Origin of the sequence: Hymenobacter rigui, assembly GCF_003944715.1 — a bacterium.
Classification (GTDB): Bacteria; Bacteroidota; Bacteroidia; order Cytophagales; family Hymenobacteraceae; genus Hymenobacter; species Hymenobacter rigui.
In genome coordinates this window covers 83,342-95,519 of record NZ_RWIT01000013.1, presented here as the reverse complement: position 1 = coordinate 95,519, position 12,178 = coordinate 83,342, and the positions used below count along the sequence as shown (strand labels likewise).

Annotated in this window: 14 protein-coding genes; 1 reads left to right on the top strand and 13 read right to left on the bottom strand. The window is 60.9% G+C overall.

Annotated elements, in window-relative coordinates; all coding sequences use genetic code 11:
* Positions 1 to 31: 31 nt before the first annotated feature.
* The 5 genes from EI291_RS18160 to EI291_RS18140 all read right to left on the bottom strand — a co-directional run bounded on the left by EI291_RS18160 (position 32) and on the right by EI291_RS18140 (position 3,547).
* Entirely contained in the window at positions 32 to 316 is a 285-nt protein-coding gene (locus tag EI291_RS18160) for a DUF202 domain-containing protein (RefSeq protein ID WP_073285404.1), read from the bottom strand.
* Positions 317 to 327: 11 nt separating this feature from the next.
* Positions 328 to 990, bottom strand: coding sequence for an MBL fold metallo-hydrolase (locus tag EI291_RS18155; protein ID WP_073285406.1), 663 nt, complete (start codon positions 988 to 990; stop codon positions 328 to 330).
* A gap of 62 nt (positions 991 to 1,052) precedes the next feature.
* Positions 1,053 to 2,123 carry a YeiH family protein gene (locus EI291_RS18150; protein ID WP_230687945.1) on the bottom strand — a complete coding sequence of 357 codons (1,071 nt, stop codon included), beginning with the start codon at positions 2,121 to 2,123 and terminating at the stop codon, positions 1,053 to 1,055.
* Between the two features lie 283 nt (positions 2,124 to 2,406).
* On the bottom strand, positions 2,407 to 3,318 hold the full coding sequence (locus tag EI291_RS18145) for a LysR substrate-binding domain-containing protein (protein WP_125423367.1): 912 nt from the start codon (positions 3,316 to 3,318) through the stop codon (positions 2,407 to 2,409).
* A gap of 88 nt (positions 3,319 to 3,406) precedes the next feature.
* A complete protein-coding gene (locus EI291_RS18140; RefSeq protein ID WP_179225616.1) occupies positions 3,407 to 3,547 on the bottom strand; it encodes a hypothetical protein in 141 nt (46 codons plus the stop codon).
* A 552-nt stretch (positions 3,548 to 4,099) separates the two neighbouring features.
* On the opposite strand from EI291_RS18140, the gene EI291_RS18135 reads away from it, so the two are divergent.
* Positions 4,100 to 4,714, top strand: coding sequence for a hypothetical protein (locus EI291_RS18135; protein WP_148103427.1), 615 nt, complete (start codon positions 4,100 to 4,102; stop codon positions 4,712 to 4,714).
* A 2-nt stretch (positions 4,715 to 4,716) separates the two neighbouring features.
* On the opposite strand, the gene EI291_RS18130 is transcribed toward EI291_RS18135, so the two are convergent.
* From EI291_RS18130 to EI291_RS18095, 8 genes are all read right to left on the bottom strand, one after another.
* Positions 4,717 to 5,100 carry a DUF6122 family protein gene (locus EI291_RS18130; protein WP_262697286.1) on the bottom strand — a complete coding sequence of 128 codons (384 nt, stop codon included), beginning with the start codon at positions 5,098 to 5,100 and terminating at the stop codon, positions 4,717 to 4,719.
* 417 nt (positions 5,101 to 5,517) lie between these two features.
* Positions 5,518 to 5,973 carry a DUF305 domain-containing protein gene (locus tag EI291_RS18125; RefSeq protein ID WP_125423361.1) on the bottom strand — a complete coding sequence of 152 codons (456 nt, stop codon included), beginning with the start codon at positions 5,971 to 5,973 and terminating at the stop codon, positions 5,518 to 5,520.
* Between the two features lie 25 nt (positions 5,974 to 5,998).
* Positions 5,999 to 8,437: a multicopper oxidase domain-containing protein gene (locus EI291_RS18120; protein ID WP_170172714.1), complete on the bottom strand. Its 2,439-nt coding sequence runs from the start codon at positions 8,435 to 8,437 to the stop codon at positions 5,999 to 6,001.
* Between the two features lie 18 nt (positions 8,438 to 8,455).
* Positions 8,456 to 9,553: a DUF2231 domain-containing protein gene (locus tag EI291_RS18115; RefSeq protein WP_317127672.1), complete on the bottom strand. Its 1,098-nt coding sequence runs from the start codon at positions 9,551 to 9,553 to the stop codon at positions 8,456 to 8,458.
* Positions 9,554 to 9,677: 124 nt separating this feature from the next.
* Positions 9,678 to 9,887, bottom strand: coding sequence for a heavy-metal-associated domain-containing protein (locus tag EI291_RS18110; RefSeq protein WP_125423352.1), 210 nt, complete (start codon positions 9,885 to 9,887; stop codon positions 9,678 to 9,680).
* A gap of 142 nt (positions 9,888 to 10,029) precedes the next feature.
* Complete coding sequence (locus tag EI291_RS18105) at positions 10,030 to 10,362, bottom strand: four-helix bundle copper-binding protein (RefSeq protein ID WP_125423349.1); 333 nt, start codon at positions 10,360 to 10,362, stop codon at positions 10,030 to 10,032.
* A gap of 61 nt (positions 10,363 to 10,423) precedes the next feature.
* Positions 10,424 to 11,488: an HNH endonuclease gene (locus EI291_RS18100; protein WP_125423346.1), complete on the bottom strand. Its 1,065-nt coding sequence runs from the start codon at positions 11,486 to 11,488 to the stop codon at positions 10,424 to 10,426.
* A gap of 65 nt (positions 11,489 to 11,553) precedes the next feature.
* On the bottom strand, positions 11,554 to 12,174 hold the full coding sequence (locus EI291_RS18095; protein WP_125423343.1) for a helix-turn-helix transcriptional regulator: 621 nt from the start codon (positions 12,172 to 12,174) through the stop codon (positions 11,554 to 11,556).
* Positions 12,175 to 12,178 lie beyond the last annotated feature (4 nt).

Sequence of the window (12,178 nt, the reverse complement as noted above, 5' to 3'; positions counted from 1 at the left end):
TGCTTCGGGTAGCACCGGGGTTTTTTGTTGCTCAACTACCTTCGCCGCTTGCTAGCTGGCAGGCCGCCAATTCCCGGCAATGGGCCCGAAAGCGCAGCAGCCCGACCGTCAGCACCAGCCCCGCCACCGCCAGCGCGGAGTAACCCAACCGGCCGCCCCGCTCGGGGTGAAACTGAAGGAGCGCCAGCCCGAAGCCCACCAGCGCCAGGCTGGTGCGCACGTAGGTGAGCAAAGTGCGCTCATTGGCCAGCCGGGTCCGTTGCAGGGCCAGCCGGTCCGAGAGGGCGAGTGGGTTGGTGGGGGGGGGTAGCGGCATAAGGGAGTAGGCTACGGGAGGGTAATGGCATCGCCCGGTTCGGCCAGCCGGTGAAACACGATGCCGTGCTTCTCAAAATACGGCCCGTAGTTCTCGTAGCGCTGCTGGATGAAGAAGGGCTTGAGGTAGCCGTCGTGTACGGGCAAAATTTGCCTGGGACGCATTTTCAGGGCGAAATCGGCCACCACCAGCTCCGTGAGAAAAGGCGCGGTGACGGGCAGCAGGAGCATTTCCACCCCCGCGAAGGGCAACAAATTGTTAGCAAAAGAGTCGGCGGGATTTAGCACCTTGCCATTCACCAGCCAGGCGGTCATTTGCGGCAAGGGGCTGTCGAGAATGGCCTCGTGCTGCACCGGAAGGGCCAGCAGCTGAAACACGCCCAAGTCTAGGCGACCTTCCTCGTGGATTTGCACCGTGAGGCCGTGCGCTTTCAGTTCGGTTGCCACCTCGCGGTTAGAGATGATAATGACCTGACGCAGGGCCACGATTTTCTGAAGCGCCGCCACGTCGAGGTGGTCGGGGTGGTTGTGGGTGATGATGATGACCGATACGTCTTTGAAAACCTCGGGGTGCACCAAGCCTTCGATGAAGGAAAACTTGCCCGGGTCGAAAAGAATCTGTTGGCCGTCGAGTTCGAACAGCAAACAGGAATGAATGTATTTGGTGATGCGCATGGCATTGAAAATGAGGTTGTTCTAGCTGCTTCGGTAGTCCAACTTCCTCCGTGCGCTTTGCGCTATACCGTGTGCAGAATCACGTAGAGCGAGCCAGTCGAAATCACCAACCAGAGCAGGATGCCCAGCACGTAGGGCTTGATGCCCACCGAGCGCACCACCTTGGCCGACAGGCCCGCGCCGATGAAAAACAGCGTCACCGTGAGGCCGATTTTGGCCAGGTTCACCATCACCGGGCCCAGGGGCTTGGCGGCGGGCACGAAGGTGTTGAGCAGCATGGCGGCGATGAAGCCGAAGATGAAATAGGGAATTTTCACCTTGACGCCCTTCTGCTTGAAAATCATGGCCGTGCCAATGGAAATCGGGATAATCCACAGGGCCCGGGCCAGCTTCACGGTGGTGGCTACTTCCAGGGCTTTATTGCCGTAGGCGGCCGCCGCGCCCACCACCGAACTGGTGTCGTGGATGGCAATGGCGCACCAAAGGCCGAACTGGTTCTGAGTCATGGCCAGCGCGTGGCCGATGGGCGGGAAGGCAAACAGGGCCAGCGCGTTGAGCACGAACACCGTGCCCAGGGCCACCGACATCTCCTCGTCCTTGGCCCGCAGCACCGGCCCGATGGCCGCGATGGCCGAGCCGCCGCAAATGGCGGTGCCGCACGAAATCAGATGCACCACGTGCCGGCCCAGCCCCAACCACCGGCCCACCACCAGGCCCAGCAGCAGCGTGCCGAAGATGGACACCACCGTGAACAGGATGCCCTCCTTGCCGGCCTGCACCGCCGCGTGGGCGTTCATGCCGAAGCCCAGCCCGATAACCGAGAACTGCAGCAGCTTGGCCGTGGCCTTTTTGGTTTGGGTAGTGAAGGGGTTGCCGATGGTCTGGGCCAGCACCAAGCCCAGGGCCAGGGCAATGGGCGGCGAGGCCCAGGGCGTGAGGCAGAACACGAAGAACAGCACGAACACCACCTGCTTCAGGGTGAAATCCTGCCCGAACAGCACGCGGGGCGTGTGCAGGTGGCGGAAGAAGCCGGTGGTTTCGTTGAATTCAGGAGCGGCCGGTTCCTGCGCCGGAGCGGGAGCGAGCGGCGAATCAGGGGCTTGCGGAGTTGCGGAATGAACCGGGAGTGCCATGAGCGGGAGGGGGTTGTTTCTGAGGCAAATATACGGCGACCCCTACGCAAAGGATTATCCAATCGTGTTATCCTGCATAACCAAAAGTTATTTATAGAATAGCTGATTTTTGCATTCCCGCCAGTCTTGAGCCGCCCGGATGGCCGTGGCAGCAGTTGTTACGGCACCGGCAGACCTGTGCCATCGCCAATCTGCCGTTGGACGAACCACCCGGTTCACCTCCTGCTGTATAAGTACAGCCGCTGCCAGCTGACACCGAATGGTTATCCGGCATCGCCAGCCTTTATTTGGCCCCCTTGAATTGCCCCTGCACGAAGCTCAGAAACCGCTGGGCCGGCCGGGCCAGCACCTGTCCCTGCACCCAGAGTGCCTCGAACTGCCGGGCCAGGTGCAGCCCTTTGATGGGCACGATTTCGAGCAGTCCAGCCGCCAGCTCGCGGTCCAGGGCCCGGCGCGACACGAATCCCAGGGCCGCCGGCGCGGCTTCGAGGTAGCGCTTGATGGCTTCCGTATTGTCCAGGTAAAGGGCTACGGAAAGGCTGCTGAGCTTAATGTGCTGCGCCCGCAGAGCAAATTCGAGAATTTCCAGCGTGCCCGAGCCCCGCTCGCGCAACACCAGCGGGTGGGCCAGGGCCTCGGCCAAGGACAGCGGCGTGGCGAGCGGGGAACCGGGCGCGACGCGGCGCACGGCCACCAACTCGTCGGGCAGCAACGGCTCGTAGTGCAGGTCGTGGCTTTTGGTGCGGCCTTCTACAAAGCCCAAATCCAGCTCGCCGCGTAGTAGGGCATCGGCAATGCGCTCGGAATTGGCGTTCAGGAACGAGAGCTGCACCTGCGGGTAGCGGGCCTGAAAGGCGGGCAGCAACCCCGGCAGCACGTACTGGGCCAAGGTGGTGCTGGCCCCCAGGCGCAGGCGGCCGGCGGCCTCTTCGGGGTCACGCAGGGCCAGGAGCTGGTCTTCGAGCTGCTGCTGGGCGGCGGCGGCGGCATCGGCGTGGGCGTGCAGCAGGCGGCCGGCCTCGGTGAGGCTCACGCGGTTGCCGCGCCGCTCCAACAGGCGCTGGCCGTACCGGGCTTCCAGCTCACGAATGTGCTTGGTGACGGCCGGCTGGCTCACAAACAGCTCCTGCCCGGCCTTGGTAAAGCTCAGATGCCGGGCCACGGTGGCAAATACGCGCAGACGAAAATCGGACATGGCGGCAAGGTAGGCAGTTTGCTATAACCTCGGGGCGGACCCTCCCCGCTCATTTCGGGCACTCATCCGCCCACCCTGCCAACGCCGCTTACCGAACCAGCTTCTCCAGCGCGGCCTTGAACTCGGGGGTGTAGTACGCGGCCATGCCGTCGTGGCAGGTGACCACCTGGCCGTCGGGGCCGATGATGACGGTGGCAAGAATGGAGTTGGAATCGAATGGGGCAGGCACTTCGGCTTTTCAGAGGCCGATATAGTACAGCGAGGCGAGGCCCAGCGAAAGCCTGACGAAGCGGATACTACCTTCCCAAGGCGCTGGTTTACGCCGAGGTGCAGCAGGTTGATAGACACGAAGTAGGCGAGAAATTGGTCGGACGCATTTCGGAGTGGCAGACACAGGTGTTTCGGTGCGCCGGGCGGAGCCGTGCCGGCCGCCTCCCTTACCATCCAGACCAAACTCCTTATCTCTCCCTCAATGGTCTACACTCCGTCGGCGAGGTACGGCGTACGCTGGCGCAGTACCAGCAACGGCTCAAGTTACGGCCAACCAAATGAGTGTAGTAAGCAGGTATAGGGTAACCAGAGCGTGACGCTGACGCAGCAGCATTAGCACAGCTTACTGCCCAACGTCCGTTCTAATTTGGCAAAGGGCGTTTAACCTTTGTACTAAACTTTTAACCAAGGCCACTTCTACCCGTCGTGGAAGAAGCAGTGGGAAGGCAAGCTCGCGGGCGAAAAGCCCGACAAACCGCACGGGCTGTGCTGCGGCTGGCACGAGAACGGCTTGGTCAGCTTCCGGGGTACGTACCTGAATGGCGTGCAGCAGGCGGATTTTCGCAGCTGGCGCGAGGACGGGCGGGAAATCAAGTGCCGGGCCGTGGTGCAGGACGCGTTGCCGCTGAGCAACGCCACGCTGCACTGCAGCAACTGCATACACAGCAGCCGCAACGTGTTTACCGTGGATATTCCGGACGGGACGGTGGGCGTGGTCTATAAGCTTGACGTGCGCGACGAGGGGCAGCCCCCCATTTCCTGGTCGACGGCGCTGGCGGTAGCGGCCGTAGCCAGCAGCGGCGGCACGGCCGCCCCGGCCCTACTGGGCACCGCGGCTACGGCCCTCACCAAGCAGGGGAACAATGCCCCGCCAACGGTCAGCACCAAATGCCATTGGTTCATCACCGCCGACCCAGCCGCGGCGCAACAGTTTCTGGCCACCAAAGGCACTATCACCAACGGCAATGCCTGCCTGCGAGCAGCCGTGAACACGCCGCAAGAAACCCGGCCCATCACGCTGCCCCCGGGCACGCGGCAGCTGTTTGTGTGCGTAAACAACGACAACTACACGACCGACGCGACGGCTACCCTCAGCGTAACGGCGCTGGTCCAGACGTGCAAGTAAGGCTACTCCGGTGGCGAGCGGCGCAGTAGTTTCCGCATCCAATGGTGCAGGGCGTACAAGCGAGAGTTGAGGTAGCACGCGTGGCAGTGGGAGAAGTTCCACACGCAATCCACGGTATCCGTGAACAGGTGGAAGAGCAGCCCCACCGCGACGGGTTGCGCTGTCGGCAGCAGCAACAGCAAGGCATACACCGGAATGGCGTAGAATGAATGCAATGGGTGAAACCCTACGCTGCAGCGGAGCGGGTCGAAGATGGGCTTGGCCAGCAGGTGGTCTAGGTCAATGAGCATCGTGGCCACCATCATCAGGTAGGCTGCCTGCCACGCCAGCGGAAAAAGCACCAGCGCCAACACAACCGGGAACACGAAATGCAGGCCATAGTGCACCAGCGTTTGGGCGCTTAGAAACTTGCGCGCGGGGCTACTGGCTGCGGGGCGCGGTGTGCCGTGTCTCCGGCAACGACTTTTGCCTCCTTGCTACCCAACTTGGCCAGCGTTGGCGGTTGCCCGGGGGACACCGCGCCCCGCAGCTGAGCGGCCGGGGACTGCCCTTCCGCAGGTGGGTGGTGGCGAGGGAGCGTGGAGGAATCGCAGCGGACAGCAGCCGTCGCCGAGTCAGACTGCGACGGCGGCCACGATGAGCGATGTCCGGGAGCCGCTGCGAATCGGGGAATGACGACAGTTGACCGGCAACCAGACAAGGTAATTGCCAGGCCAGCAGCGCACAGGATAGCGCGACAACCCAATAAATTAAGGCTATGCCGTAAGGAGCGTATCAAGGCTGCCAGCTTTGATTTCGCGGAGCTACTGTTGCTGCAACCGATGCAGCATGCGTTTCATCTGGCCAATCTCGCGCTGCTGGGCGCTGATGATGCTGTCGGCCAGGGTGCGCACTTCGGGGTCCTTAATGGTGGCCCGCTTGCTGACCAGGATGGCAATGGAGTGGTGCGGAATCATGGATTGCATAAAGCGCGTGTCGTTCACCAGCACCTGGTTGCGCAGCATGGCCAGCACTGCGGCAAACACGGCCACGCAGCCCACGGCAATCAAGCGGTTTTTGCCTTTGTCGGGGTACATGTGCGCCATGAAGGCCAGCATGAGCAGCCCCATAGCGGCTACCATAAGCGTGGTCATGTAAAAGCGGTTGATGCTGAAGTAGATGTGGTCCCACTCGTAGGTGTTCAGGTAGGTGATGAGATGCATCACGACAAATGATGCGGCGAGCATCAGGAAGAATTTGGAGTAGCTGCCCTTGTTCATGACGAGGAAAAAGAGGGGAAATGGGTTAATAGTGGAACGTGAGGCCCGCGCCCCAGCCGTATTGGTTGTCGTAGTTGGTGCTGAGCGAGGCGTACTTGCTGACCATATAGCGGACGCCCAGCGTGAACTCGCGGTCGGTATTGCCGCGGATGTCTAAGAAGAGGTTATTGCTCAAGGGCAAGTCGCGCCGCTCCAGCTGCGCCCGGACCTGGCCGGTGAGGTCGGTGCGCAGCTCGGCGCGTACGAGCAGGGGAAGCATGTAGTACACCCCCACTTCGGCCTGGCGGCGGAAGTTGCGGTTGTTTTCCGGGGTGCGGCGGTTCCCCCCTTCGGCGTCGCTGGCCGAGCGCAGGGTTTTGTTGTCGCGCAGGTCATAGCCCACGAAAGCCGCCAGAAACTGCCGCTTGTCGAGGTAGCGTAGCAGATGGGTTTCCGTTTCGTAGTTGCCCTGGTAGTTGAGCCGGCCCTCGAATTCGAGGGCATTCTTATTGTTGGACAGGTTGGCTTCGAGAAACGCCCCCTGCGAGTGCACGGCCACATCAGCCCACGGGTAGAGCCGGTTGTCCTCGCGCTTGAGGTGGCGGTAGCCGGTACGGGCAAACTCGTTTTGCGGGCTGCCCTCGTAGCTGATGACGCGGGCCATGCCCGACATCATGTGGTAGAGGGTGTGGCAGTGAAAAAACCAGTCCTGGTCCTCGTTGGCGTCAAACTCAATGGTGACCTTGCCCATGGATTGAATGTCGAACGTGTGCTTCATGGGCGAGTAAGCGCCCTGCGCGTTGACCAGCCGGAAAAAGTGGCCGTGCAGGTGCAGCGGGTGGCGCATCATGGTCATATTTTGAAAGACCATGCGCACGTTTTCTCCCTTGCGAATAGGAATGTTGTCGGACTCGGAGAGGGTTCGATTGTCGAACGACCAGACGTAGCGCAGCATATTGCCCGTCAGCGTCAGGTGGATTTCGCGCCATTGCTTTGTCGAGTCCAGGGTGGTGGGGTTCAAAGCCCGGAGCTGGTTGTAGTTGAAGTCCCCGCCCATGCTCATGCTGCCCATCTGCATGCCGGCCATATTCATCCCGCCCATGTCGCCCGAGTCCTGGAGGCTGCCCATGCCCATGTCGCCCTTTTCCTGCATGTTCATCGGGCGGTTGCGGGGCGGTGCCGTCGAGCTGGCCGGCGCCGTGCCGTGCCGCATGTCCATGCCCGGCATACTGCCGCTGCCCGGTTTTGCGGGTGTACCGCTCGGTGCGTGGTTGCCCATGTTCATTTCCTGCCCAGCGTGGCCGTTGGAAGCGTTCTTGGTATCCATTTGGCCGGCGCCGCCCATTTGCATGCCGCTCATGTTGCCCATGCTGTTCATTTCCCGCGTCATCTGGAAGTAGTTGAGCTTGGGCAAATCGGGTGCACGCATGGGCTCACCCTGACCAAAGTACCCGGAGGTGTAGCCCGTGACGTCGGACGAGGTAGCCCGCAGCTCGGCCGCGCCCATCGAGGGCACGGTGATGAGCAGGTCGTACGTTTCGGCGGTGGCAATTTCCAGTTTGCTGGTCGGAAAGGGCTCCACGTTGATGCCGTCGGCCGCAATGACCTGCATCGGCCCGCCGGCGTACTGGAGCTTGAAGTAGGAGGAGGCACTGCCGTTGATGACGCGCAAGCGCACTACTTCGCCGGGCTTGGCGTCCCGGAAATAGTTGAGCTCTTGCCCGTTCATGAGAAACTTGTTGTAGAACACGTCCGTCACGTCCATGGCCGGCATGCGCTGCCACTCCTGTTTAAGCTTGTCTTTGAAGTAGCCGGCGGCCAGCGCCTCGCCGTAGCTCTGGGTGGCACCTTTCTGCACGGCAAACCACTCGCCGGCGCGCTTGAGGTAGCGCAATACTTCCTTGGGCCGGTGGTCGGTCCAGTCGGAAAGCACGAGCACGTACTCTTTCAGCTGATACTGGATTTCTTTGGGCTGCACAACGATGGAGCCGTAGAGTCCCTCCTGCTCCTGCAGCATGGTGTGCGAGTGATACCAGTAGGTACCGCTTTGCCGCAGCGGAAACGTGTAGGTGTGTACGGTGCCGGGCTTGATGGGTGGAGTATTCAGGTAAGGCACGCCATCATACTGGTTGGGTACCAACAGGCCGTGCCAGTGCACGGAGGTTTCCATCGCCATCTGATTGTGCACCCGGATAACAGCCGTGTCACCTTCGTTGAAGCGCAGCGTGGGGGCCGGAATCTGACCGTTGACGCCGATGGCGTGGCGCATGCGGCCGGTGAAATTGACCAGCCGGTCTTCCACGTACAGGTCGTACTCCACCCGCTTGCCCACGTAGCTGGTCCGGGGCACGACGACGGTGCCCTGGGTTTGCTGCGCGGGCGGGGCCGATTGGGTAAGGTAGGGCTGCTTGTCCTGCGGCATCGGCATGCCCGGCATGTGTTGCGCGTGGGCCTGCAGGGCCGCAGCCAACATCGTGAGTAACATAATGTATCGCATCAGCAGCTACTTCTTAGGGCTTGATTGGGTACGCGCCGGGTTATTGTCCTTGAAGCGAAACTTGTCCAGCGGGTTGGGCATGGTCATGCCGGGCATGTCATGCGTGCCCGGCGCGGCCTCCATGGCTGGCGCGGGCTGCGCTGGTTGAGCCGGCTTCATGCCAGGCATGGTTGCCATATCGGCCATCCCGGCGGCTGCCGCGGGCGGCTGCGGCTTGGTTGGTTGACGGCTCATGCCCGGCATCTCAGCCATCCCGGCCATTTTATGCTGCTGCTTGGGACTGTTGGTCGGCTGCATAACCATGCCCTTGGGCATGGGCTGCGCACGGCTGGCCGCTGGCATGTGCATGCCCGGCATGGTGGCCATGTCGGTTGGGTGGCCAGCAGGTTTTGTCCGGTGGGTCGCTTTCGTTTCTGGCATTCGCATGTCCCCCATCTGACCCGTGGCCGGCGCGTGTTGAGGCCGCGCAGAAGCCGGGGCGCCCATGTCCATTCCCGGCATGTCGGCCGGGTGTGCCGGCTTGCTGGTGGGCGGCTGCTGACTTGAAGCGGCGGGGGGGGAGCCAGTAGAGAGGCTACCGGTACCGGAAAATTCCTCGTGGTGGCTGACTTGCTCAGTCATGCCGGGCATCTGCTCCTCGTCGTCGTGGCCGTGGTGCTTCGACACGAGGTGCCCCTGCGGGCCGACGCCCTCCACGTACACCAGCTGCGCGCCCCGGTGGCCCGCCACGGACAACGTGCCGGCGGCCGCCAGCGCGAAAGCCAGAACCAAAACTTCATAAGCGCGGCGTTGCACGTGGAAAAATTGCCCTACCCCGCGCAGCAACAGGGTGATGCCCGATAGCCACAGCGTGTAGCTCGCGTACTTTTCGTGGGCCGCGAATACGGCCGCCGCCCGCGCGCCCAGGCCCGTGGCCTCAGCATGAAACACGGTACTGGCTGCCAGGGCCCCGGCAAAGCCCCCGGCCAGTATCAGCAGGGTTCCCCAGCGAACCTGCTGCCAGTCTTTGAAGACCAGCAGGGCCTGCGTGGCCGCCCCCAGCAAAATGAGCACGATGGGAACGTGCACGACCAGGGGGTGAAGATTGGGAAAATCTGAAAACATAGAAGGGCAGTTAAGCGGGATAGACAGAGGATGATGGACTACCGCCAGCCGGCCCTCTGGCTACCTATGCCCCAATAAAAACGCCCGAACGAAGCCGGGCGTTTTTGACAAGAGCGGTAGCTGCTTAGGCGGCCACTATCTGGAAGCCAGCCTGCTCGACGGCTTGTACGACCTGCTGGGGGGTGAGCTTATCGGTGGTCACGGTCAAAATCTTATCAGGATTGGCCGTATCCACCTGCCAGTTGCCGGCACCGGCTTGCTCGTTGAGGGTCGGCGTAACGGCCTTAATGCAGCCGCCGCAGTTAATGTTGGTTTTGAAATGCAGGGTTTTCATGACGATGTGAGTTGAAGAGCCCCACCGGGGCCCGTGACAATACAACACGCAAAGCTGTGGCCAAAGTGACCCGAAAAGGATACAGAATTGCGTCGGCAACTTGCATGATTTCCCGTTGCCCCTCCGTCAGAAAACGCGGCACTTAGGCGGCCAGGCCGGCGCGGCAGGCCTGCTCGCAGCGGCGGCACGCCTCGGCGCATTCCTGGCAGTGCTGCATGTGGGTGTGCTTGGCGCACTCGTCGCCGCAGGCCTTGCAGATTTCGGCGCACTCGCTCAGCAGGTGCTGGGCATGTTCCGAGCCGCGGGCAACGAAGCGGGCCGTCAGCGCGCAGATGTCGGCGCAGTCACGGTCCAGGCTGATACAGCGGGCCATCATCTTCACATCGTCTTCCTGCAGGCAGGCGGAAGCACAATGTTCGCAGGCGGCAATGCAGGCGTTGAGGGCGTCGAGGAGGGATTGGTTTTGGGCGTGCATGGTTATGGAGGCTAAGTGTGGAAGGAGTTGTTGCTCCAGCTACACTTTATACCTACAGCGCCTAAGCTGGTTTTACATCATTTGCACTCTGGCTTGCATCATTTGGAGGCTCCGGCTTGATAGGTACTTCTATCATTTTATCAAAGGCCAGCGAAAACCGATGCTCTTCCCCTTTCCGCTTCTGGTTAGAAGTGAAATCAACCCGTCTAAAAGTAGCGGGACCGTACTCCGCCAACCAAGTCTCTCCGATAAGTAGAGGAAAAACGGGTAAGTCAATACTCTGCAAAGGCGGTGTGATGCCTAGGAAGCGTACTTTATCAACGCGGCTAAAGGGTAATGCTAGTTGGAAATAGTAGTTGGCATAGTAAAGCACGAACATCTTTTCTGGGATTTCGGCCGGCGCACTAGCATTGCGGGTGTAGAGTTGAGCGAAAGGAGCTGGAAAGACCGGCGGACCAGATACGGAATGTATCATCACGCTTAGGATACCCATTCCTTGGGCTGCTTCATCATGTACCTCTGACGTGATGAACTCACGCGCCCACCTGTAATCGTCTACCTCCGATTCATCGAGCAGACAAAGGGCCATTTTAAGCAGGAGTTTGACCAAATGAATCGGGACATAGCTGGGCCGAGTAGTTATCAATTGAGCAGAATTAGTAGCCTCATCAATAACGAGCGGGTCTTGCCCTTGAATCGTTTTGATGTGCAGACCTTCTGCCTCCATGGATACTTCAAGGCCCGTCTTGTTGTCTTTGAATTTGGGAACCTTTCTGTTTTTGCCTTTAATCTGATTGAAGGTTCGAGCCAACCCCAGGTAGTTGGCAAAAGAGTCTTCATACTTCGCAAAAAGTGCATTGCAGGTATCACACTCGAAATGCGAGAGTATGTTGCGGTTGCCCATAAAATCGGGCATCACGTGAGCATCTTTGCGGAATGACACTTCTGGTTCGCTCTTCCCACAAAACCGACAGATTCGAGGCGTGGGGGTACCCAGGTAAAACGGCGTGTCTGATGGTCCAACCATCATTTCACAATCGTATGCTCCGAAAAACTGCTTAGCGCGCTGCTGGTTTACGGCGTCAGCAGGCATGGGTAGCTTCAGCGTTTTGGTGATTCTGCTCATAAGAAGGAAAAGGGGGCACGAGAACGAAAGAAACGCAGTACTAAACCAGGTAAGTTTCTGCTGCGCTAGTTATTCAAGTGAGCCACAATGTCCTTTGTGAGAAGTATGCCCGCTTCCAGCTGCTGGCGATACACCGAGGGAGAACACTGCGCAAACCGCCGAAACTGCCCCGAAAAATGGGCCAAACTGCCGTAGCCCAACTGCCGGGCAATGCGCCCGATGTCGAGGCGGGACGTGGCCAGCAACTGCTGGGCGTAGTGCAGGCGTCGGCGGGTGATGTAGCCCAGTAGGCTCTCGTGGCCGGGCACCTGGGCAAAGCAGGCGTGCAGCTGGCGGCTGCTTACGCCCAGCTCCTTGGCCAGGGTGGGGATGAAGTCGCGGTGCCGGAGCGTATCGGGCCGGTGCAGCAACTCGTCCACGGCCTGTTTCACCCGCGCCACCAACTGCTGCGCCGGGCTTTCGAGCAGAGCAAAGCCGGCGGTTGCCAGCGCTTCCCGGATGCGCGCCCAGTCCAAGATATCGGCCGGGCCGACCACCGTGGCGGCCCCGAGGCGCACGTCAAGCACCCGCAGGCCGAGACCTTCCAGCTCCCGCCGCACCATCCGAACACCCCGCGCGCAGACCATGTGCTTGATGTACAGCACACAGCCGGCAGCGTTGGGCGTAACGGATGAATTGGGGAGCATGGGC

What these genes read in the sequence shown, in the direction of transcription:
- EI291_RS18160 (WP_073285404.1), bottom strand. Translation starts at nt 316, where the DNA reads ATGCCGCTACCCCCCCCCACCAACCCACTCGCCCTCTCGGACCGGCTG.
- EI291_RS18155 (WP_073285406.1), bottom strand. Translation starts at nt 990, where the DNA reads ATGCGCATCACCAAATACATTCATTCCTGTTTGCTGTTCGAACTCGAC.
- EI291_RS18150 (WP_230687945.1), bottom strand. Translation starts at nt 2,123, where the DNA reads ATGGCACTCCCGGTTCATTCCGCAACTCCGCAAGCCCCTGATTCGCCG.
- EI291_RS18145 (WP_125423367.1), bottom strand. Translation starts at nt 3,318, where the DNA reads ATGTCCGATTTTCGTCTGCGCGTATTTGCCACCGTGGCCCGGCATCTG.
- EI291_RS18125 (WP_125423361.1), bottom strand. Translation starts at nt 5,973, where the DNA reads ATGAACAAGGGCAGCTACTCCAAATTCTTCCTGATGCTCGCCGCATCA.
- EI291_RS18120 (WP_170172714.1), bottom strand. Translation starts at nt 8,437, where the DNA reads ATGTTACTCACGATGTTGGCTGCGGCCCTGCAGGCCCACGCGCAACAC.
- EI291_RS18115 (WP_317127672.1), bottom strand. Translation starts at nt 9,553, where the DNA reads ATGTTTTCAGATTTTCCCAATCTTCACCCCCTGGTCGTGCACGTTCCC.
- EI291_RS18110 (WP_125423352.1), bottom strand. Translation starts at nt 9,887, where the DNA reads ATGAAAACCCTGCATTTCAAAACCAACATTAACTGCGGCGGCTGCATT.
- EI291_RS18105 (WP_125423349.1), bottom strand. Translation starts at nt 10,362, where the DNA reads ATGCACGCCCAAAACCAATCCCTCCTCGACGCCCTCAACGCCTGCATT.
- EI291_RS18100 (WP_125423346.1), bottom strand. Translation starts at nt 11,488, where the DNA reads ATGAGCAGAATCACCAAAACGCTGAAGCTACCCATGCCTGCTGACGCC.
- EI291_RS18095 (WP_125423343.1), bottom strand. Translation starts at nt 12,174, where the DNA reads ATGCTCCCCAATTCATCCGTTACGCCCAACGCTGCCGGCTGTGTGCTG.